Below are 23,138 nucleotides of genomic sequence, written 5' to 3'. Positions count from 1 at the left end.
AATCTATTATCGGATGAGTGCCGGCGATATTCGGAAAGCCTTTAAAACATGGATCAGAATTGATGATCTCGCCCAGATTACCAAAGGGCCAATTAACCAGAAATAAAATTATATATTATTGTTATTTATTATATAGGCAGATTTAAATTTTTGCCTTTTTAATTTATTATTCCTAAGATTTTTGAGGTTTATTTATAAACTTCTGAATTTCTTTTATCAGCAATTCCAAATTTACAATTTTAACGATTCTAAGAGAATTATCACTATCGTAATCTTTTATATATTCTGTAAGTTTTTCGACAACTTCTTGCCAAAAGAATTTTTCTTTAATAATAATTTCCTCATTATAAGAATGGTTACTATTATACCGTAAATATAATGCATGATGAAAATCATATATCAAAGAATTTTTGCAATTTACTATTGCCTGAACAAATTCATCAATATAATCATTGTTGATAAAAATTTCTTTTTGCAGATTTTTATCATTAAAGTAAATTACACTATCAAAATCCTTATTTCCCTCTTCCCTTAACATCTGAATTATTTTTTTTAATTTTTCATCACTTGCTTCTTCTTTAGACAATTCAGAAATACATTCTTCTTTGGACTTTATAAATTTTTTCAATATTTCAGAAAAAACAGGATTATCATACGATGCAAAATTATAATTTTTTGGATTATTCCAATATAAATCATTAAAATTTGTAATATTTCCATAATTTATTATCCATGTCTTGCAATATTTCCTGATATAATTAACTGCGAGCCATTTAATTGAATTTATATCTTCCTTAATCAATTTCTTTTCATTAAAATGAATAATTAATCCTAAATAGTGAAAAAATATAGGGAAATCCAAATATTCTAACGAAAAATAATTAACCCTAAATTCATTAAGTAAATTTTGAAAATCTTTTTCATCTAATGATCTATAAAAAAATAATTTATCCAATAAATCCTTACGATTCTTATCAAAAAAACTTTTAATGTTTTTATCTATATTGGTAAAATCTAATCTAAATAGAATATTAATCCATACATGCCATTCAAATATAGTAGTTTGTATTGAATTAAGTCCAAGAAAAAACCTCTCTAAATAATTATTAAAAAAAAATCTTCTTTTATCCATAATTTCCAGAAGTTTATAATTTTTAGCATAAATTTCTTCTAATTCTAGTGGATCACTATTAATAAAATGGTGTGGATTAATTATTTTATTTATATCCCTCATGATTTTTTTAGATAAATCATTGCCCGTTATTTTCCATTCAATAATTACTAATTTTAAAATGAAAAAATTTTCAATTAACATATTAATAAAATTTCTTTTTATTTCATTCTCTACTCTTTCTTCACCCTTTAATTCATTATCCTTTTCCAGGGGATAATAATCGTCTTTGATATTATGTAACAAATATCCACAATCATCTATGGCCTGTTTAAGCCCCCTTAAATTTGGTGTGGCAATCATACCATCTTTATAAATCCGTTTAATAAAATCATGACGTTGTGCGATAAACTTTTTATATTTGTTGGGTTCCGTGCCATTCTTGTCAGTAAATAAAAAATAATCCACTACAGCTTCAAAATCAAAATGAATTTTGAAAGTTTTCCCAATGACTTTCTCTTTAAATTCTTTATATAAATCAGATTTTTTCAGAATTTCAGGATCTACAGCCTGTTTATTGCGATCAATTACATTACCCTGATTTACATTATCAGGTTGCCTGTTTCTGTCTTTGTTGTTTTTTTCGTTATCCTCAATCCCAGAAATTTCAGATTGTTCAATCAAAAGCTTTTCCTCATTGACTATAAGGATAACTTTCATTTTTTCAACCTCTACAACTTGATTGATCCAGCCCAGCAACTCTTTTAAGGGAATATCCGATCTTTCCAAATCATCAAAAATAAAAACCAGATTATGTTTTTTCACTGATGAAATAATAGATTTCAATTTTTTTTTAAAATCTGGAAAAGTTGTTAATGGAATAAATGCCTTGAGTAAGGAAAAATAAGGGTTGGCAAAATTAGAAATATTTGCATTTTTAATCAATAAGGAAGCAACATCTGATAGAATATTAAAATTACCAAAAATTGATTTAGTCAATCTACTTTCAAGCTCTTCTACAGTTTTGATACCGAATACGCTGATCTTGATCAATCGTATATTATATTTTTTTAATTTTTCATTTCTTGATAATACTTTTCTTGATAATACTTTATTTAATCGATCAGGTTCGAATGCAAGATAATAATCAAATTTTATACCAACGGATACCAACTTTCGAAAGATAAATACCAAATATATTATAAACCAATTTCGTTTTTTTTTCGGTAATTCACTTTCATTTAAAATGATTTTGCTATTTTGTAATTTATCAGTCCCTGAATATGCATCGATATAATATGTTTTACCGATGCCCCATTTACCAGTTAACAATACAGCAAATTCTGGCTCTTTTTTATCAAGAACATAGTAATCCAGATATTCAGTGATATGCTGATTATCACCACCTAAAATGTCAGAAAATTTATCCACAGTTTATCTCATTCATAATATCACTTATTTTGATTTTGTAATATTTTAACCTGAAATTTGAATGAATGAGATATTATTTCATAATCAAGTAATCACTATTGATTTATATTATGTGCAGGCTTTCCCCATCTGTTTTCCGTTGTTTTGCTATCAATACAAAACATGATAATAAGGGCTAATGCCCCTATGACGGTAAAATATAGCAATAACCACCACCCCGATAGATTAATATCATGCAAACGCCTGATTGAAACCGAAATCAGGGGAATAAACGTAAATAAAAGCCAACAGAAAATAAAAAGATAAATAACCCATACAAGAATTGACAAGACTGGATGGGATGATGATCCTATATTATATACAACATAAAAAAGAACGACCGTGTTTATAACTAGAACGGCAAGAAAGATAAGCAGAAAATACCAGAATTCCTTTCTTCCAGCCCTTCCCTCTACTGTCAAATAATTTTTTATACATCTATTAAACCAATCAATGATTGTATAATTTTCTTCATTATCATATTGGTTAGATACATCAATGTTATTCTCTGACATGTTCATCTGTTTGCACCCTTTTCAGTAAAGATAAATGGTGGACTTTTTGCATTCACCGAATTATCAGAAACACCTGATTATTGAATATTCTGGTCAATATTCCGGAATATCCCAATATTTGTATTTATATTGTAATAATAAATAATTATACAAACAACCAAAATAATTCCATAATAATAGAATTAATATTTTTATAGAATTACAAACAATACTGTTAAAATTATTAACATAGATTATTTTATATTTTTTTTATTTTATATTATCCAGACTGATAACAAAAATCTTTTTTCTGTAAAACTGTTAGAGAAAAGGGATGAAAATCAGTTATCTATATTTTAATTTTGCTGGAGGCCCCCATTGATTATCCTCATATTTAGTATCAATACAAAACATGATCCAAACAGCAATTGAACCAACGGGTATGAAATGAAGCAACAACCAAAAACCTGACAAATTAATATCATGAAGACGTCTGACCGCAACGGAAATCATGGGAATAAACATTACAATGCTAAATACACTCCACAAGAATATTGATAGATATAGACAGACCTCAAACATTAGTATTCCATCGAATGAAGTATCCATTTGAACAATGGTAGCAGAAAATAACAGGCCAATTATGAGTAGTCCAATAAAAAAAACGGCCCAGTAACAAATTTGAAACGACCAAAATTCTGTTCTTCTGGCCCTTCCTTCAAAATTAACATAATTTCTGATGCATTTACTAAACCATCCTATGATCGTATAGTTTTTTTCGTTTTCAAGTTTTTGTTCATATTGGGTCCGTGATTGAATTTTATTCATAAAATGAACATTTTTATCATCAATTAATATAAAAACTGCAACAGCCCTACCGAGTTGATTGACTTGAAAATCAACACAGGTCCCTTTTTGAGGGACGATATTTTCCTTCCATTCATCGCCACTAAATTCGTAACGCTGCCCATCATCGCCTGAGATATACCCTGTATTAGTCTGAATGATAAAATTGAGTATAAATCCCCGCATATTTAAAATTTTTTTCCTGTCTTAAATAAATGATATCAAATAATTTTTCTAAAATATAATCTAATCTAGAAATCCATCATTTTTCAAAATTTCCATAACGGTCTGAATTCGGTTATTATAAAGATGATTCCGCAGAGTGCGTGCCTGTGCTTTTTTAGCCGTTTCCAATAATAAATCTGGATCATTCAAATATTTATCAAGTTGTTGTTGAAAATCATAACGTGTTGAAAAAACCGGAACCTCATCCCGTTCATAAAAATCATGAATTGCATAATTATCTTCATGAAAAAGCTGCATAGCACCTGCAGCAGATGCCTCGAACGTTCTTGGTCCAGGGTTTGAAGGCATAATCATATACCGTTTATTTTCAAAATGAAGGCTACGACCCAAATTAAGAACAATTTTCGAGCGCTGATATAACTCAATTAACTGATCTTTCTCTATCCTGGCATCTGAAAAGCCAATCCCGAATTCACCCCAACCCGGGCCGATAATTTTTACTTTTAGATTTGTCAGGGCTGGTTTTATGCTGCGCATGACATCCTTGCGGCTACCAAATGCAACACCACAAAACATGACATCAACCGTTTTTTCAATGGTTTCGTCAATGGGACGGTAATGCAACTTTTCACAAGCTGCCAAAGGTAAAAAATGGGTATGTGGATGATTATAAAAATTCGTTCCCCAACGATCACAGGAAAATATTACATCGAAATCGTCAATAATTCTGTAATTGGCATCTTGTTCATATGGATCTTCTGTCGCCCAAAAAATGGTGATCGCACCGAATTTTTTTGCCCTGTGACATACTTCTCCAAAATAGGTGCTTTCCGGCAAATATGATCCAATTGAAAAAACAATCTTAGGTTTTATATACTCAATTGCAGCCGCGGCTCCTGCAATATTCGTGGAAATTACATTACCTTCACCAAAAACACTTTCCCAACCTGATATAATGGCTTCACGGATCTGCGCATTGGCCTGCGATTCATAACGTCCACCACTGCATACCATTACTTTTTCATTTTTAGTTTTTTGAAATTTATTTTTTGATTTTATAGCCATATGAACCTTTTAACACCTGTGTAAAATAACTTTTGATAAAATTGACTGCAACTGCTCCTTAAACCGTTCACGATTGCATTCGCGAGCAATACGATCAAGGGCATTTTGACGCAGTTGATTCCATAATTCCTCCGTCTGGTACAACCTAATAATTTGCGAGGCAAAAAATTCCGGATTATCCGTGGAGGCTGCAAGAATATCCCTTTCATCTTGCCATCCCAGTTGTTCCACCAATAAATTTGACGCCACGATAGGAATTCCATAGGATGCAGCTTCATGTAACTTATAGGGAATGCCACCCGCAAATCTCGTTGGTGCGATATAGACACGATGATCATCATATAAACTGGACAAATCTGGCACCATTCCCAAAAAATCTATATCAGGATAATTAATCAAGGCGGATATATCAACAGAAGGATTTACATAGCCTGCAATTGAAAAAGTAAAATCCGATCCCATTTTATCAATCAAAATCGGCATCACAGAAGTTATAAACCATTTCAAACTGTCATAATTAGGTGCCTGATCATCATGCAAAGCGCCAACAAAAAGAATATTTTTGCGCTCTTTCCATTCCTTTTGTGATTTGCGTATGTTGATACTGTGTCCGAGGATATCGACATTGTTAAATCCTGCCTGTCTAATATAATTTGCATCAATTTCATTAACGGCTACAATTTCTTGACAATGTTTTGCACAGGATAACTCCTCCTCCAGAGCCTGTTGAAAATTTTCGTCTATTTCCTTTTCCAATAGCTTTGCCTGCAATCGTGTCCGGGGTGTCGCAACAACCTCTGTATCAAGGATTATTTCCTGGGGTAAATAACGGCTAGCTTCACCCATCATAGGCAATATTCTATTTAAATTATGAGTTCTTCCTATCCAGACCAAATCATAATATCCCGCTCTTTCCTTAAAGAAATCACGAAGATGTTCAACTGTATGATTGAACAACACCTCAACCGTATCAGGCATGCTTGAATAAATCTGATAAACATGGGGATAAAAGTAATTTATAGGATAAACCGTCACTTCATACCCTAATTCAGACATTTGAAAGATAATGTCATTTGAACGAATATACCCAGACCCAAGATGTTTTAAAGGAACCCTATCCTCAATGAATAAAATTCTTTTATTTATATTTCGTCTCTGTCGCGCAATTAAAACATTATCACTATGCCGGGGAGATTGAAACCTTAAAAAATCCGCATGTTCTCTGGCAAATAATCGATGGTTTCGCTTTATCAAACCACTTGAAATAATCGGATTGCTTGAACAATACTCCATATGTTCCACAACTGCATTGGGATCATATACAATACGATATCCCGCCTTTATCATCCGAACACAGAAATCCGTATCCTCAAAGTAGGCTGGATAATAAATAGGGGAAAATCCATTCAATTCCTTCAGCACTTTTGATTTTACTGCCAACATCGCCGCTGAACAGTAATCAACATCCCGAACAAAATTCGCCTCAGGAATCAATGGGTCTTTTCCCCTCAAATACCCTGTCGTTGTTCCATCCCGCCAAATAATCTGGCCTGCCTCTTGAAGCAATCCATCTGGATGAATTATTTTACCTCCGACTGCACCAATATTATCTGCTGAAGTCAACCGTTTACAAAGTACATCAATTGTTCCCGGCAATAAATTAATGTCATTATTCAAAAAGATAACAATCGGGGCATCAACGTCTTCCATCAATATGTTACATGCTTTACCAAAGCCAAAATTATAGGGAAAACGGTTTACGGAAGCACCGATCAAACAACCTTGGATAAATTTACTGTCATCTATCGAGTGATTATCACCCAAAAGCAATTGTATATTTCCATTAAAATTAGAGCGAAGGGATGCCAACGCGGTCAATGTTACCGTCAGATTATTGTGCATCAACATAATTACACAGATATCCGCCTTACCCTTATAGGAGAAATCAAGCTTTTCATGAACAACCGATGGTAAAACAAGTCTTGATTTTTTTTTAAAATATGTTCTGCTTTCCTTTGTTTCATTAGTTAAGCGATAATGAGAATCATCAGGTTGCTTATTTATCCACTGATCAAGTTTTTGTTCAAATACATAAGCAGCAAAAGCATCCCTGAATATACCCGTTTCAACCTTATCACGAATATCCCCTGATAGATAATATTCGTGTAGATTAATATCGGTCCGTGGAGAACGAAGTTCTAACGCACCATAATGTATGAAATGATCATAGCCGTTTCTAAAATTTGCTGTTGATTCAATGGCTTGATTTATATCCTTATAATGATCTAGGTAAAATTCTTCTTCAAACCATGGAGATGGATTAAATAGTTTTGGTGTTTCATTCAAACAATAATGATGTAGAGCACAAAGATATTCACCATCAGCAATTTTTTGTTTTACATCAGGATATTTTTCTAAATACCATGATGTGTCAAAATAAAGAGAGACATTTGTATTTTTTTCAACATCACTAAGATAATAAAGAAAATTTCTATAAGGATTTTGACTGCGCTTTACATCTTCACGTTCATAACATGCCTGTTGATAGATTGAAGGATCGAATAACAAGGATCCTGTACGACGTAATCCATCCCCTTTTTTCAAATAATGATCATAAGCATTAATATATTGGGAATCATTAATAACTTCATGAATAAAATCAGCGTTATTTTTTAAATAATAATGTGTTGAAAAAAGCCAGTGAGGATCATGTGTCAAATAACCCTGATTACAATAATGCTCAAAACCTGATTTAAACGCTCCACGATCAATATTTTTTCTTAATTCAGGATATCGTTGTAAATACCATTCCTCATCAAAGTAGGGATTGGGAGAATGACCTAAAATTGAACCTACCTGATTATAATAAATTTCCACATCATCCAAACCACAATTTTTCATTCTTTCACTTAGGTCAGGATAGGTTTTTATATACCATTCCCCATCAAATTTAGCCCATAATGCTTGATCAACTGCATCCTTGTCATTTTCTATATTTTTTTGAATTGGCAAACTATCAGATTGTGACGAAACAGGTAAATCCTTATTCCGTCCCCCATAATTTGTTCCGCTAGCTAGCAATCGAATATAGGCATTTGGATAAAGTCCCTTTTGAATATCCTGTTTTACAGCTTTATCCGCAGCATATTGCTGTAAATTTATTTCTTCACAGGGATCCCATAAAAGCTGTATTCCCTCGTAAATAAAATGAGCATATCCATTTCTATATTTTTTGAACGCTTGAACATTCTCAAGCTGGCTTTTATATTTTTGATCATAAAAGGATTCATCAAACCAGGCATTTGGATTGAAATTGAAAGCTTGACTGTTTACTAGATAATGATGAATATAATTGTTGAATGTTCCTTCTGAAATTGCCTTTGTTATTTCTGGATAATTCTGCGCATACCATTCTGGATCAAAATACCAGGATACCTGTATTTTACCATCAATTTCATCCAAATATTTTAGATAATGTTGATAAGGCGATAACCCTTCCTTAATGGCCTGTTGATATTTTCCAATGAAAAAATTACTGTTAAAAAAAAGACTGCCACTATTTCCCTCAATATCTCCCACTTTCAGAAAATGGTCATATCCATTAACAAATCCATTCCTTTCCAAATTCTCATTTGTCAAATGTGGATTTACTTTTTTGTAATATTTTTCAGAAAATAACCAATGCGGATCATGGGTATGATATCCCTCCTTGCAATAATGTTGAAAACCACTGCTAAATTGATGGCAATCAACCATTAGTTTTACATCAGGATATTTCTGTAAATACCATTCCTCATCAAAATAAGGATTGGGGGAATGACCTTCAAAACAACCAAATGTTTTATAATATTCTTCAACACTATCAACTTCCAGTGCCTTCATTTTTGAAGTTACATGATCATATTTGTGAACATACCATTTTTCATCAAAAGCCTGCCATATTGGCATATAATCTGAAGAGGTTATTTCCTTTTCAATATTAGAAATGTTATCCTCGATAACTGAAAACCCTTTTTCATTTTTTCGCGTAGATATGGAGTCTGAAACATCCCCAGATTCAACGGTCTCTTGATTCTTTACTGATTTTTGTATATTAAAACTATTTTCGATTTTGTCTTTATCGTTTGAATATTTTTTTTGGATTTCCATGAATTTATTTAAAAGATGCAAATCCTGTTGAGCCACCCAATATTCAAATATATTCAGATATAGATTGTCTTTTGCAATTTTTTCAAATATCTCATCAGAAAATTGATTATAATCAAAATCCTTCAATGGTTTTCGTTTTTCCTTGCATCCACATACAATAAAATGTTCATAACCATTTCGAAAAAGTCCATGACCATCCATCAAAATCGAAGGAGATAAATCCTGATAGTTTTCAAGATAAAATTGTTCGGAAAATTGTTCCAAAGGCGAGAATAATGTTGGTGTTGGATTGGATAGATAATGATGGAGAAGATTCAAGTATTGATAATTGGTGGTTTTTAATGTTTCCTTTGAATATGTATTTCCATACCATTTTGGATCAAAAAACCATGAAAGTCTGAATTTATCGAAATCATCCGTATCATTTGTTAAAACATATTGATATGGACCATATTCTGTGATTTCGTCTAAATTCTCTTTTTGGGATAAATACAAACAGGGATTGAAAAAAAAACTTCCTTTAAGACAGGATCTATCTCCAACCCGTAAATAATGATCATAACCATTAATATAAGGTTTTCCCTCGCCAATTAGGTCATTTATTTCTGGATTATGCTTTTTATAAAATGTTTCTGAAAATAACCAATGTGGTGAATGATCTTTAAAGCCAATTTTACAGTAATGATCAAATCCAGAAGTGTATTTCCCTTTTTTTATAAGCTCCTTTACATCATAATATTTTGTCAAATACCATTTTTCATCAAAATACGGATTGGGCGAATTTCCAACCTTATACCCATTAGTTGAATGATAAGCAAAAACATCGCCTTGATATATATCCTGTATCAGTAACGAAAAACTTTTATACCGATTACGATACCATTCTAAGTCGAAAACCATCCATTTGGGTTGTTTTTCTTCACTATCATACACAATTTACCACCTTATATTTTAATTAAAATAGCTACTTAAATAATTATACTTATCGCTAGTTAAAATTTATTTGAAATTATTTTTATTAATTAAAATCACTCCCTAAATAATTTTCTTTTCAAAAAATCCGTATATTGATCAATTGTATCTTCATTTATTATATCATCCATAATATTACTGACCTGGTTATTTTTAAAATTCACAGAAATATTCACTGGAACAACCAAAAATTCATTATGAATGAGATTAATCAGAAAAATTTGAAATTTTCCTTCTAATTTTAGAGAATATCCTTTCTGTAAATCCAATTGTATGTAAAAGCCATTGTTTAATGGAACATTTTGAAAAACTGAAATTGTTTCATGACGAATAAATCTTGATGTGGCAACAAAAAAACAGTTTTTAAAAGATTCATTAACAAAGGCAAGATATATCTGCCCTGCCTTACTTGTTGTGCGATCAAAGGCCCATCCGGAAATTTTAAGCAAATTCCCTGCTTTTTCATTTTCCGGATTAACATCCGTAGATAAATTTTGAATATAATATTCTAGTTTACCTAAATTTTTATGAAACAATCTATTTTCAGAAATATCACTTAATTTTATTCCACGCATAATACCATCTTTTTCAGTAATACGCAGAAAATCATCTAATATAACCTGATTATCATGAAATTCATTATAGATTTTAACAACTTTTCCGGCGTTAACCTTTATTTCGTAACCAGCCAGTTGAAATGCCGCTATTCCATTGACAACATTAATCAAGCCAATTCTGAAACGGCCCTCACACCATTTTCCTCTCAATGCTGATTTACACGAAAATCCATTTCGTACAGGAGCATTAACAAAATTAGATGCCACATCCTCCCGACTTTCTCGATCGCATTTTAAGAAAATTGTCAAATCACTATCCTGATGAATCAAAACCGTATACAAATTTCCTGCATTGGACATATCAGGATAAATAAACCATCCACGAATATGGAATTCATCTGCCTCTTTAAATTTGCTGTCATCATCGACATTAAGAATATGATAACAGATATCATCAATATAAAAATGTGCTCCCTGTACAACTGCCCAATCTTCAATTTCCTGTGGAAGCTCGATATAAAGACTGCTACTTGTGGGCGCATCAAAAATATGACGAGGTGGTGCCTGCTCTTTCCAAGATGCATGTGGAATATAATGAAGTCGCCCTATATCCCATCGCAACCCGCTGTTACCCAACATATTTATAGGAACGACTTCATCGTAAACTTGCAATAATTTTTCAGCATAATCTTTTGAATTGACCCATAAATCAGGTGAAATGTTATTGATAAGCTTCTGACGCAATATTTCATCCGAACGTATCAGTTCCAATCGATCAATAACCAGATTCACATCCCCGATGGGAACCGTAAATCCATTAATTCCATCCTGCACACGATCTTTTAACGCACCAACATCTGTCACAATGGGAATTAACCCATTCTGCCAAACTTCAGAAAGCGATATACAATATGTTTCGGGCCATATTGACAATATCAGGGCTACATCTGCTACCTGCAATGCCGAAACTTCACCCAATCCATATGAACCATGCAATATAATATTATCAAGTTTCAAATCTTTTAGGACAGATTCATAGTCAGGCTGCATATATCCAAAAATATGAAATTCATACAAATTTGGATTGGCAGTCTGTAATATGGATAAAATCGTATCTGCACCCTTTGAACGGATAAAATTACCAACAGTCGCAACTTTCAGTTTTCTGCCTTCCAGGGGTTTGAACTCTTTTTTTATCAAAGGTATTGTTGTGTCTGGCGAAGGGATACCAAGAATATAATTTTTTTTACTTTCCACAACAGGATAAATATATTTTGCCACATCAAACGAATGTTGTGTTCCATATAAAAACGCATCAATGGATTTCATGACTTTTCCAACAAATGCACGTCGTGTCTGTTGCACACCAAAATCCAGCTTTTCAGAAATTTTAAGGCAAACATCACAAGTTCCAACATCTTTATTTTCTTCAATACGACAGTAACGTTGTTCGTAATTCAAAAGATTATAATGAGAACAAACCGCCAGAAAATCATGAAAAGAAAAAACCGTTCCAACACCGCAAGCCTTGGCTATAATCGGTAAGGAAAGAGTATGATGGCCTAAATGCTGAATGTGGACCACATCAAATCCATATTGATTAATTACATTCGAAAAGGCAGTTTCTTCCCCGGCATCATTCATGGAATCCAACCAGCCCACATCTGGCATGTCAAACCGTTCCAATTCTTGACCATTAGAATCTGTTAGCGTACATGCACCTCTTCGACGAAGCCAATAATAAAATTCCACATCTTTTACTAGTCCAAAAGAAATAATCTGCTGATATACTTCAATGCCACCCCATACTTGTTCACGAATAGTGGAATGCGTGACAAATAAGACCTTCAATTTTTTTTTAAACTGAGATTCAACAATAATTTTTTTCTCTTTTTTCTTTAAAGAAAAATCCGCCTGAGTCACATCTTCAATAACTTTCAGACGATTTTGATACAAATGTGATTTCATTACAGATTGCTGGGAGGAAATCGCCATTTTCTTTCTGATATTCTTTTTTTCAATCACCTCTGCGATCTGTTTAATGATTTCTTCAGTATTATGGGCAATAGCAACGCCATTAATCTCTTTTAAATATTTCTCATTCATACCTGCTGGCAATTCCACAATCTGTGCTGTACCAGCCAAACCCAATTCATATAGACGTGGACCAGGTGCAGTTGCCTGCCCTATATCTCCATGACTGGCATAATTGCGAAACATTGTTAAGGTAACTTTACTTGCATTGGCAAAATCAGTAAACGCTTCAATACTTACAGGTCTATGTATAACCCTTTCACTCAAATCAGCTGGCAAAGGTGGCAAATATTCATTTCCAGGACAAATCAATTTATACCGTGCCTGGGGAAAGGCAATTATAACACGACGCAAAATATCAACACGGTTTGGCCACATTGTCCCCGCAAAACATATATCATAATCCAGCGCATCAGTTTCTTTCACTTTACGATAATGAATTTGATCACTTGCAGCCAAAGGTAAATAAAATGCTTCTGTTTGATAGGCCTTCACGCAAATAGGGTCGTTTGTAAACACATAATCAAAAATAGTCGTTACCTGAACATTGAAATCCAACATGAAGGGATCTTCAAAAGCCCAGAAAATCATGGTTTTAAAACACGGTCTAAGCCTTTTCATCAATTCATAATCAGTTCGCTGTCCATCAATACAAATAATAACTTCATGTTCTCCACTTGCTGCAACTGACAAGATATCCATATTATCAACTACAACAACATTATCTTCCCCCCATAGTTTTTTTGCTGCCCAAAAAACAGCAAGAGTTAAGTAAGAATTAGAGTTATGCGTATAATTTGTATTGTAAATGACTGCCATGATAAATACTTAATAATTCTTAATTAATTAGAAAAAGTAACAAAATCTATGATTTTAGTAAAAATATAATTTATATACGATATACTACAAAAGATTGCGTAATCACAACCAATTTGAATTATATTTTAAAATTATAAAAATTATCTTTTAACAGTTTTCATTAAAAGAATAAATTGTATCAATAAAAAAAACAGACTTTTTACAAAGCCTGTTTTTTAAAAGTTAAAAATATAAAAATCCTATTCTACATCCGGCTCGTTTTCGTTCCGTCGTCGGAAAGCTGCTCCAAGAATGTCTCCCAAGGAAGCGCCACTATCTGAAGACCCATAATCAGAAATAGCCTGTTTATCCTCTTCAACTTCACGTCCTTTAATCGTTAAGGTTAAACGACGTGCATTTTTATCAATTGAAACAACCTTGGCATCTACACGATCACCGACGTTAAAACGTTCCGGACGTTGTTCCGCCTTGTCACGAGAAAGTTCGGTACGTCGTATAAAACCACTTAAAATGTCATTAACACTTACATCAATACCATTTTGTTGAATACCGGTGATGGTACATGTAACAATACTGCCCTTGTTGACTTTTGCAAGTGCATCTGCAACAGAATCTTCACTTAACTGTTTGATACCCAATGAAATACGTTCTTTTTCAACATCCACATCAAGTACTTTTGCTTTAACAACGTCACCTTTTTTAAAGTGAGTAATAGCAACTTCACCAGGTTCATCCCATGAAAGATCAGACATATGAACCATACCATCAATATCGGCTGATAGACCGATAAACAGACCGAATTCGGTGATATTGCGGATTTCACCTTCAATTTCAGAACCAACCTGATGTGTATCAGCAAACTGTTGCCAAGGATTTGGTTGAACCTGTTTAAGACCTAATGAAATACGACGTTTTGAACTGTCAACATCCAATACAACAATATCAACTTCCTGAGATGTTGATACAATTTTGCCGGGATGAACATTTTTCTTTGTCCAAGACATTTCGGAAATATGAACAAGCCCCTCGACTCCAGGTTCCAATTCAACAAAAGCACCATAATCCGTGATGTTTGTAACGCGACCAGTAAATCGTGAGCCAACAGGATATTTTGTTGTGACATTTTCCCATGGATCAGCTTCAAGCTGTTTCATACCCAATGAAATACGATGAGTTTCAGGATTGAAACGAATAACCTGAACACGTACCGGCTGACCAATCTGTAAAGCTTCAGCTGGATGATTGACACGTTTCCAGGCTATATCCGTGACATGCAATAATCCGTCAACACCACCCAAATCAACAAAGGCACCATAATCCGTGATGTTCTTTACGACACCATCCAGAATCATGCCCTCTTTTAATCCTTGTATCAACTCGCTGCGTTGTTCAGCACGTGTTTCCTCCAATACCGCACGACGAGAAACAACAATATTCCCACGGGCACGATCCATTTTCAAAATTTGGAAAGGCTGTGCCACACCAATCATGGGGTTGATGTCACGGATAGGACGAATATCAACTTGTGATCCAGGTAAGAAAGCCATTGCCCCACCTAAATCAACAGTAAATCCACCTTTGACACGACCGAAAATGGTTCCGTTTATGCGTTGATTATTTTCAAATGCTTTTTCAAGAGCAGACCATGCCTCTTCACGACGTGCCTTTTCACGTGAAAGCAGAATTGAACCGTCACGATCCTCGTAACGTTCCACATAAAGTTCAACCATATCGCCTGGTTTAACTTCTGCCTTTACACCCGCAGGTGCGAATTCTTTTAAAGGAACACGTCCTTCACTTTTTAAACCGACATCAACGATCGCATAATCATCCGTTAAACGAACAATTTTACCTACAACAACGGAGCCTTCGAACCCAATATCTTGTCCAAGGGTTTCATCTAAAAGCGTAGCAAAATCTTCCCCACCAAAATGATCATTAGGGGTTTGTGTGGTGGCTGCAGCCATGAGTTTCTGTAATCCCAGTCACATTTAAAGACAAATATTGCCTTTTATATACAGACTTTAATTTGCGCGTTTCCAAAATAGAATGAATCTATTTATAAAAATACGACTTTTTCACGATTGAATTCATGAAACAATTTCAACGAAAAAATAATTTATTCTATTCTTTAAGAATAGAGGGGAGCATATAAGGAAGTTACTTTTTTTTCAATAATTTATTAAAGATAAATTTAAATTTCTTATCTCTTTAACAATTATTATGTCTTTTTACTTTATTAACCACTTTTTCTAGAACCTCCAGAGCTGTCAAATGATCTGTATCAATTACAATAGCATCCTCTGCAGGTTTTAACGGAGCTACTTCTCGAGACGAATCCATTTCATCCCTGGTTTTCAAATCCATCTCTATTTTGTTAATCTGCTGTTCTTTATTTTCCGCTTTTGAAGAATTCGCAAATTGCAACCAGCGTCTTTCTGCCCGTATCCTTGGTGAGGCCGTAAGATAAAATTTAAAATCAGCGGAAGGAAAAATGACCGTTCCAATATCCCGACCATCCATAACCCCGCCTCTTAACATGGCGAAATTGCGTTGAACATTTAATAAAGCGGCTCTGATTTTTGGATTGGCAGCAACCTGGCTGGCCGCTTTATCCACTTCAGGTATACGCAGATCATTTCTTAACCAATCTTTTTCTTGAAGATTTTCAGCAAAAGCCAAGACAGATTTGGAATCTGGTTTTTCACCTGCATCCAGCATTTTTCTACCAACTGCCCGATAAAGCAATCCCGTATCAAGATAAGGTAAATGAAAATAATCAGCTACTGACTTGGCCAATGTTCCCTTTCCCACTCCTGAAGGTCCATCGATTGCTATAATTATATTTTTATCCATAATGAATATTTATTAGCCTTTATATTAAGTTATAATTATATTTTATATTTGAAATCCACATCCCAGTGAATTCATCAATTCAAAATATCCAGGAAAACTGGTGCGTATAAAACGAATATCATCGATAATTATCATTTTTTTTGCAACTAATCCCAAGATTGAAGCGCTCATTGCCAATCGATGATCCATATGGGTTTCAACCTCGCCTCCCCCTGGAATATTACCAAAGGTACCCTCAATAATCATATCATCTCCGTGAGATTCAACAGAAACACCATTTTTCCGCAACATGTTTATGATGCTATTAAACCGATCACTTTCCTTAACCCGTAATTCTGCCAATCCTCTAAAACGGCTCTCGCCTTTGGCATACGCAGCAGCAACCGATAGAATTGGAAATTCATCTATCATGGATGGGACAATTGAAGCCGGAAGATCAACACCCTTTAATGTCGTGTTTTTAACAATGATATCACCCGTTATTTCACCACCTTCCTTACGCTTATTAGATATCTGCAAATTTGCTCCCATCATTTTCAACGCTTCAATTATCCCGGTTCTCAAAGGATTAAGCCCGACATTCTCTATCAGTATTTCTGATCCGGAAATAATCAAGCCAGCTACCATCAAAAATGCAGCAGAGGATGGATCACCTGGAACATTAACATCTTTAGCCACTAGTTTTGTTGGGCCTTGCAAACAGATTTTGCGACCTTTTTCAGCTAAGGTGCTAATATCAACCTTTACCCCAAAATGATTCAACATATTTTCTGTATGATCTCTTGTTGCAATCGGTTCTTCTACAATTGTCATGCCATTAGCATTTAGACCCGCCAACAAAATGGCGGATTTTACCTGGGCAGACGCAACAGGTAACCGGTATGTAACGGGATTAGCCTTTTCCACTCCCTTGATCGCCATAGGCAAACGTCCTTCATTGCGCGTAATAAACTGGGCACCAGTCTGGCTCAAGGGTTCTATAACTCTTCTCATGGGGCGTTTTCTCAAACTGCAATCACCTGTCATAACGCTGAAAATATTATGTGTTGATAAAATCCCACTCAACAACCGCGCCGACGTTCCGGAATTTCCCATATTCAAAACATCATCGGGCTCATTCAGATATCCAACCCCCTTGCCTATAACGTGCCATTCACCGGGTGCCTTTTGATAAATAATTGCTCCCAAAGCACGCATGACCTGAGCGGTTTGCATAACATCCTCACCCTCAAGCAATCCCGTGATTTTTGTTTCTCCATTTGCCAGAGCCGATAACATTAGAGCACGATGGCTGATTGATTTGTCACCTGGAACATTCACTTTACCTTTCAAAGGCTGTTGTAAAAAAGAAACAACAAGTGGTTGTTTTGAGTGAGTAACTGTCATAATTTTATTTTCCAATTTAACAAATAGAGTATAAAAACAAAAAAACTTTTGATTTAAATCAACAAATCGTATTTTATCATTTGACAATAAGACAATAAACTGGCATTTCGCCATATTTATGTTTTATTTTTTCGATCAGAGAACAGGATACATAAATGGTCAAGCTAGAATTGGGTATTAAAAGAACATGTTGTGCTTGTGGGACTCGTTTTTATGATTTAAACAAAATGTTACCTGTATGCCCAAAATGTGGCACTGAACAACCCATTGAACTACCTCGTCATCGTCAAATTGAAGGAAGCGGCAATCTGGACGAAGAAAAAGAAATCGATACCATGATTGATACTGATGATCTGGAAAATTCAGATGCTGATGTCGATGATGTAATTGAGGATGCTTCAGATCTTGAGGACGATGTTGATGCTATCGGCTCTGAAATAGAAGCAATTAAAAATAACGACGACGATAACGATTCTTAAAAATGATACAGGAATTCATAATGAATTCCTCTTTTCTGGTTATAAATACATTGAACCAGTCTTTCCATTTAAATCGCATTTGATATCATAACAAACTTGAATTTTAATAAATTTGTATTTAATCAATTAAAGATAAAAAAGTATTTTGCAAATTTTCTGGTATTAATAACTTACTTTATCTATTCCATCGTTCAATTTCAACGCCGACCCCAGCTGTCTCCGGAATAATATCCAGTTTTTCAATCATGACGCGAACAACCTGAATCCTCTCATCCTTCAATATACGATCAGCCAAGGTCTCAGCCAACGTTTCGACCAAATGAAAATGGGTCTGAAGAACAGTGTCTTTTACATCATCAACAATATCCGCATAGGATACCGTCCGGGATAAAATGTCTGGACCAACGCCTTTTTCTTCCTGAATTCCAATGGAAATATTCAATTGAATACGTTGAGTATTTTCCTGTTCAAAATCATAAACACCTATACGTGCCATCAAAATTAAGTCACGAATAAAAATACGACGTAAGGGTATGTCATAATGCCCTGACCATACTAGGGAAAAATTCATAAATAAATCCTGTTTTACTCGTTTTTATCTGGCATTAATGTCGGTGACCACTGTAAATGTTGCCCTCCATCCAAAGCGATCATCTGTCCCGTCACAGAGGGTAAACATATCAAGCTTAGTACCGCTCGAGCCACTTCCTGTGCAGACGTGCCACGCTGCAACGGAACAGATTTGCATTGATTGGCAAATTGTTCGGCGGTTTGACGTTTATGGGCCATTGCTGGACCGGGTCCAACAGCATTGACTCGAATTGATTTATGTGCCAATGCTAGGGCCATTGTTTGTGTTAATGTCCATAATGCGGATTTGGAAACTGTATAACTGACAAAATGTGGTGTTAGAGACCATACACGTTGATCAAGCAAATTAATAACACATCCACTAGATTGCTTCGGTAATAATTTTGCAAAATCCTGAATTAACTGAAAAGGGGCCCATAAATTGGGCATTAAATGTTCTTGCCAGGATTGCAGGGTTACACTATCCCATTCATCGCGCTCAAATACACTTGCATTATTAATCAGAATACCCATTGATCCCAATTGATCTACTGCCAGTTCAATCAAGCGTTTAACCTGATCAGCATCGGAAAGATCGGCTGTCAGTAGAATTACATTTCTCCCAAGCTGCCGAATTTCCTCTATCAATGTTTCAGCTTCTTGAGTGCGCTTACGGGCATGTAAAACAATATCAAATCCAAATCTTGCCAAGGTTAAAGCAATTTCACGCCCTAACCTTACGGTCGCCCCCGTAATAAAAGCAACTTTAGGGAGTGAATCAGAAACTGGGAAAAAATTAGTTGATCTCCCTTGATTGGACACAGAACTTTCCTTTATTTTGTAAAGATGCAACTTATTATCATAAACAACATGATTTTTGCAGTAAAAAATTACGAATTTGCATAACTAAGCTGGACGTCTGGCGGTCAAAGCCGCTGTCAGGGTTCCTTCATCAAGAATTTCCAGTGAGCCACCCATTGGAATGCCTTGACCAACACGGGTAATTTTTACATGCCAGGGTAACAATTGATCATATAGCCAATGCATAGTTGTTACACCCTCAACCGTAGCACCAAGTGCAAGAATAATTTCTTTGACCTCATTGCGCTTCAACCGTTTTAAAAGAGGCGCTAGATTTAAATCCTCTGGCCCTACCCCAGCCAAGGGGGATAAGGTGCCGCCCAACACCTGATAATAGCCCCTGAACGCCCCGGTTTTTTCCAGTGCCCATAAATCCCCAACTGTCTCAACGATACAAATCAATTCACGATTACGATTTAAATCATTACAGATCTGGCATGGGTCACTGCTATCCAAATTACCACAAGAAGAACAGGTTTTCACCATCTTGGCTGCCTGTTCTAACGCGTTTGCCAAGGGAATCATACGGGAATGTGGCTGTTTTAGTAATGACAAAACAGCACGACGCGCCGAACGTGGTCCAAAACCAGGTAATTTACCAAATAAAGAAATTAGCCGTTCAATTTCCGGACCACCATCCACGATACCCTCTTCTTACCAAGATAATTAACAAACAAAAAATTACCTTTATTACCCATATTCACAAGATAACTTCTGGTCAATTAGAAAGGAAATTTTAAACCTTCAGGAAGATTTATTCCCCCGGTAACTTTCTGCATTTCCTCCTGTGTTGTTTCATCAAGTCGCCTACGTGCATCACTGTAAGCTGCAACAATAAGATCCTGCAACATTTCCATTTCAGCTGGATCAGCCAATTTGGGGTCGATTTTTATAAATTTCATGTCACCTTTTCCACCCAATGTTACAGTTACCATACCGGCCCCTGAAACACCCTCAATTGTAATGGTGGCAAGCTTTTCTTGCATCTCGGTCATCTTGCTTTGCATTTGAGAAGCTTGTTTCATAAGATTGGCAAAATTTTTCATTCAATTCTCTTTCAAAATTTAATTTTGGGACTAATTATATGTCAATTCGTCAAAATCATCTATCATTGCTGATTTTTTTCAGTTTCAAGATCTGACATACTTTGCTCATCCCTGTCTGTAAATGAATTGTGTTCTGGAAATAGACCATATTCATCAAGATGTGGATTGATAACCTTATTAACAACAGCCCCAGGAAATATACGCATAATTTCTTTTACGATTGGTTCAGATGCAACTTTGTCAAAATCGGCCTGAACCTGTAAAGATTCCTGTTCCATCAAGGTTGGTTCACCCTTTTGCTGGGAAAGAACAATTGTCCATCGCAACCCTGAATGTTCATTCAACAATCTTGATAATTGTTGGGGCAGATTTGCGGGAGCCCTATCTTCAATTCTTATTTCAATCATTGGTGGTGCGAATTTAACCAGATGAACCGCGTTACGTAAATGGGCATGCAAAATTGCAGCCTGTTGCTGCTTTACAAAAGATATGATTTCCCGCCAACTGTTCCATAAAATTTTGGGGTTTTCGATCTCGGGATTTTGTTTAGGTAATGACAGGACTTCAGATTTTGGTTGTATCAAAGAATTTGAGGCATAAGTTTTACCATATCCATGAAAATTGCCACCCTCTTTTGATACAGATACCAATGACATTGGCTTTGATGATTGCATATCTGAAGATGATAATGAGGAATGATGAGAATATTGGTCTGACTTCTGTTCCGGGGAATTGGATAAATGATCGATTATTTCACCAGGAGTGGGTAAATCGGCTATAAAACATAAACGAATCAAAATCATTTCAGCTGCTGCCTTACGATTGGGAGCCATATCAACCTCCTTGATCCCTTTAAGCAGCATTTGCCATGCGCGACCCAATACGGGTATGGAAAGCATGGAAGCCATATGACCACCACGATTTCGTTCAAGTTCTGATAATTCAGAACCATTTCGCAGATTTGGCAATGATTTCATTCTTGAAAGAAGATGAATTAGTTCCAGAAGATCGGATAATAACACACCTAGGTCAACGCCGCCTGCATAAGCCTGTTCAGTCAAGCTTAGAACCTGATCAGCTTTTCCTGACATAGCCGCTTCAAGTAAATCGAATATTAGGGTTTTATCCGCAAAACCCAACATGCCTGAAACAGCTTCAGCCGTTATTTCATGATCCCGCTTATCATTTTCTGGCTGATCAGGGATAGTGGCACGGCCAAGTGCAATAGCCTGATCTAACAAGGATAAACCATCCCGGACCGATCCATCAGCTGCACGTGCAATCAAATGAATAGCCTCTTCAGATATGTTTACTTTTTCCCGATTTGAAATTTTTTGAAAAAATTGACTTAGCTGATCCTGCGGGACACGTCGCAGATCAAACCTTTGACAACGTGATAATACCGTTACGGGAACCTTGCGAATTTCAGTTGTCGCAAAAATGAATGTAACCTGGTCAGGTGGCTCCTCGAGTGTTTTCAACAATGCATTAAACGCATTACGCGATAACATATGAACTTCATCAATGATATAAACCTTCATCCTGGCCTGAATGGGACGGAAACGTGAACCGTCTATAATTTCCCTTACATCATCAACACCCGTATGAGAAGCTGCATCAATCTCCAATACATCAGGATGCCGATCTGCCAAAATTGCCTTGCAATTTGGACAAACACCACAGGGATCTGCCGTAGGTCCACCCTGACCATCAACCCCTATACAATTTAATGCACGCGCGATAATACGGGCGGTTGTTGTTTTGCCAACTCCCCTAACTCCCGTAAGCATAAAAGCATGAGCAACTCTACCCATTGCAAAAGCATTACGCAGAGTGCGTACCATTGTTTCTTGACCGATCAAATCCTTGAAATCCTGGGGTCTATATTTTCGTGCCAAGACACGATAGGACTTTTCATCAGATGAGGATTTGGTCTCAGAATCATCGCTCGATAAGGATTCAAATAATCCAGCGGGCTCAATATCTGGGGCGGGTAATTGTTCGTCCGGAATATCTTTCATTAACAACCATTCCAGAAAATATGATAAAACCAGTTTTTGCGAATTTTGATTATACCACTAAATTACCTGAGATTCTAATTTATTTGTCTTAAATCCAGGGAAAGCTTGAATGACCCAAACGATACTCGTGATGGCTGCTTCCTTCCGGACCTGACCGAGTTCACAAGGTGTTCGTCCACCCAAGCTTTCCAGTTTCTTTCTATTACAAATTAAAAA

General features: G+C 35.3%; 15 protein-coding genes and 1 other RNA gene. 1 reads left to right on the top strand and 15 read right to left on the bottom strand.

The annotated features are described in order from the left end of the window. Nucleotides 1–172: 172 nt before the first annotated feature. The 9 genes from GM552_RS02890 to aroA form a co-directional block, all read right to left on the bottom strand. A complete protein-coding gene (locus tag GM552_RS02890) occupies nucleotides 173–2,542 on the bottom strand; it encodes a P-loop NTPase fold protein (RefSeq protein ID WP_155565184.1) in 2,370 nt (789 codons plus the stop codon). Nucleotides 2,543–2,637: 95 nt separating this feature from the next. Beyond that, nucleotides 2,638–3,096: a DUF805 domain-containing protein gene (locus GM552_RS02885; RefSeq protein ID WP_196424841.1), complete on the bottom strand. Its 459-nt coding sequence runs from the start codon at nucleotides 3,094–3,096 to the stop codon at nucleotides 2,638–2,640. Between the two features lie 324 nt (nucleotides 3,097–3,420). Continuing rightward, nucleotides 3,421–4,107, bottom strand: coding sequence for a DUF805 domain-containing protein (locus GM552_RS02880; RefSeq protein ID WP_155565182.1), 687 nt, complete (start codon nucleotides 4,105–4,107; stop codon nucleotides 3,421–3,423). A 60-nt stretch (nucleotides 4,108–4,167) separates the two neighbouring features. Beyond that, nucleotides 4,168–5,172, bottom strand: a complete 1,005-nt coding sequence (locus tag GM552_RS02875) for a glycosyltransferase (protein WP_155565181.1) — start codon at nucleotides 5,170–5,172, stop codon at nucleotides 4,168–4,170. Between the two features lie 9 nt (nucleotides 5,173–5,181). Continuing rightward, nucleotides 5,182–10,254 (bottom strand): glycosyltransferase, encoded by a 5,073-nt coding sequence (locus GM552_RS09040; RefSeq protein WP_155565180.1) that lies wholly within the window; start codon nucleotides 10,252–10,254, stop codon nucleotides 5,182–5,184. Nucleotides 10,255–10,349: 95 nt separating this feature from the next. Then, nucleotides 10,350–13,703, bottom strand: a complete 3,354-nt coding sequence (locus GM552_RS02865; RefSeq protein WP_155565179.1) for a glycosyltransferase — start codon at nucleotides 13,701–13,703, stop codon at nucleotides 10,350–10,352. Nucleotides 13,704–13,942: 239 nt separating this feature from the next. Further along, on the bottom strand, nucleotides 13,943–15,670 hold the full coding sequence (gene rpsA, locus GM552_RS02860; protein ID WP_110438746.1) for a 30S ribosomal protein S1: 1,728 nt from the start codon (nucleotides 15,668–15,670) through the stop codon (nucleotides 13,943–13,945). 244 nt (nucleotides 15,671–15,914) lie between these two features. Continuing rightward, nucleotides 15,915–16,559, bottom strand: coding sequence for a (d)CMP kinase (cmk, locus tag GM552_RS02855; RefSeq protein WP_155565178.1), 645 nt, complete (start codon nucleotides 16,557–16,559; stop codon nucleotides 15,915–15,917). A 42-nt stretch (nucleotides 16,560–16,601) separates the two neighbouring features. Next, a complete protein-coding gene (aroA, locus tag GM552_RS02850) occupies nucleotides 16,602–17,945 on the bottom strand; it encodes a 3-phosphoshikimate 1-carboxyvinyltransferase (protein WP_155565177.1) in 1,344 nt (447 codons plus the stop codon). A gap of 155 nt (nucleotides 17,946–18,100) precedes the next feature. Here aroA and GM552_RS02845 point away from each other — a divergent pair, with 155 nt between their 5' ends. Then, on the top strand, nucleotides 18,101–18,424 hold the full coding sequence (locus GM552_RS02845) for a TIGR02300 family protein (RefSeq protein WP_122123317.1): 324 nt from the start codon (nucleotides 18,101–18,103) through the stop codon (nucleotides 18,422–18,424). Between the two features lie 175 nt (nucleotides 18,425–18,599). On the opposite strand, the gene folB is transcribed toward GM552_RS02845, so the two are convergent. The 6 genes from folB to ffs all read right to left on the bottom strand — a co-directional run bounded on the left by folB (nucleotide 18,600) and on the right by ffs (nucleotide 23,112). Further along, the gene (folB, locus tag GM552_RS02840; protein WP_155565176.1) at nucleotides 18,600–18,995 is read right to left on the bottom strand and encodes a dihydroneopterin aldolase; all 396 of its coding nucleotides are present in this window, start codon (nucleotides 18,993–18,995) and stop codon (nucleotides 18,600–18,602) included. A gap of 14 nt (nucleotides 18,996–19,009) precedes the next feature. Continuing rightward, the gene (locus tag GM552_RS02835; protein ID WP_370533582.1) at nucleotides 19,010–19,816 is read right to left on the bottom strand and encodes an SDR family oxidoreductase; all 807 of its coding nucleotides are present in this window, start codon (nucleotides 19,814–19,816) and stop codon (nucleotides 19,010–19,012) included. 84 nt (nucleotides 19,817–19,900) lie between these two features. After that, a complete protein-coding gene (gene recR, locus GM552_RS02830; protein WP_370533581.1) occupies nucleotides 19,901–20,497 on the bottom strand; it encodes a recombination mediator RecR in 597 nt (198 codons plus the stop codon). An 80-nt stretch (nucleotides 20,498–20,577) separates the two neighbouring features. After that, nucleotides 20,578–20,901 carry a YbaB/EbfC family nucleoid-associated protein gene (locus tag GM552_RS02825; RefSeq protein WP_155565174.1) on the bottom strand — a complete coding sequence of 108 codons (324 nt, stop codon included), beginning with the start codon at nucleotides 20,899–20,901 and terminating at the stop codon, nucleotides 20,578–20,580. Between the two features lie 62 nt (nucleotides 20,902–20,963). Beyond that, on the bottom strand, nucleotides 20,964–22,922 hold the full coding sequence (locus tag GM552_RS02820) for a DNA polymerase III subunit gamma/tau (RefSeq protein ID WP_155565173.1): 1,959 nt from the start codon (nucleotides 22,920–22,922) through the stop codon (nucleotides 20,964–20,966). A gap of 95 nt (nucleotides 22,923–23,017) precedes the next feature. Then, nucleotides 23,018–23,112, bottom strand: an RNA gene (gene ffs, locus GM552_RS02815) — signal recognition particle sRNA small type. Between the last annotated feature and the right edge of the window lie 26 nt (nucleotides 23,113–23,138).

Origin of the sequence: Commensalibacter sp. ESL0382, assembly GCF_009725775.1 — a bacterium.
Taxonomy (GTDB): Bacteria; Pseudomonadota; Alphaproteobacteria; order Acetobacterales; family Acetobacteraceae; genus Commensalibacter; species Commensalibacter melissae.
This window is presented reverse-complemented; position numbering and strand designations above follow the sequence as displayed.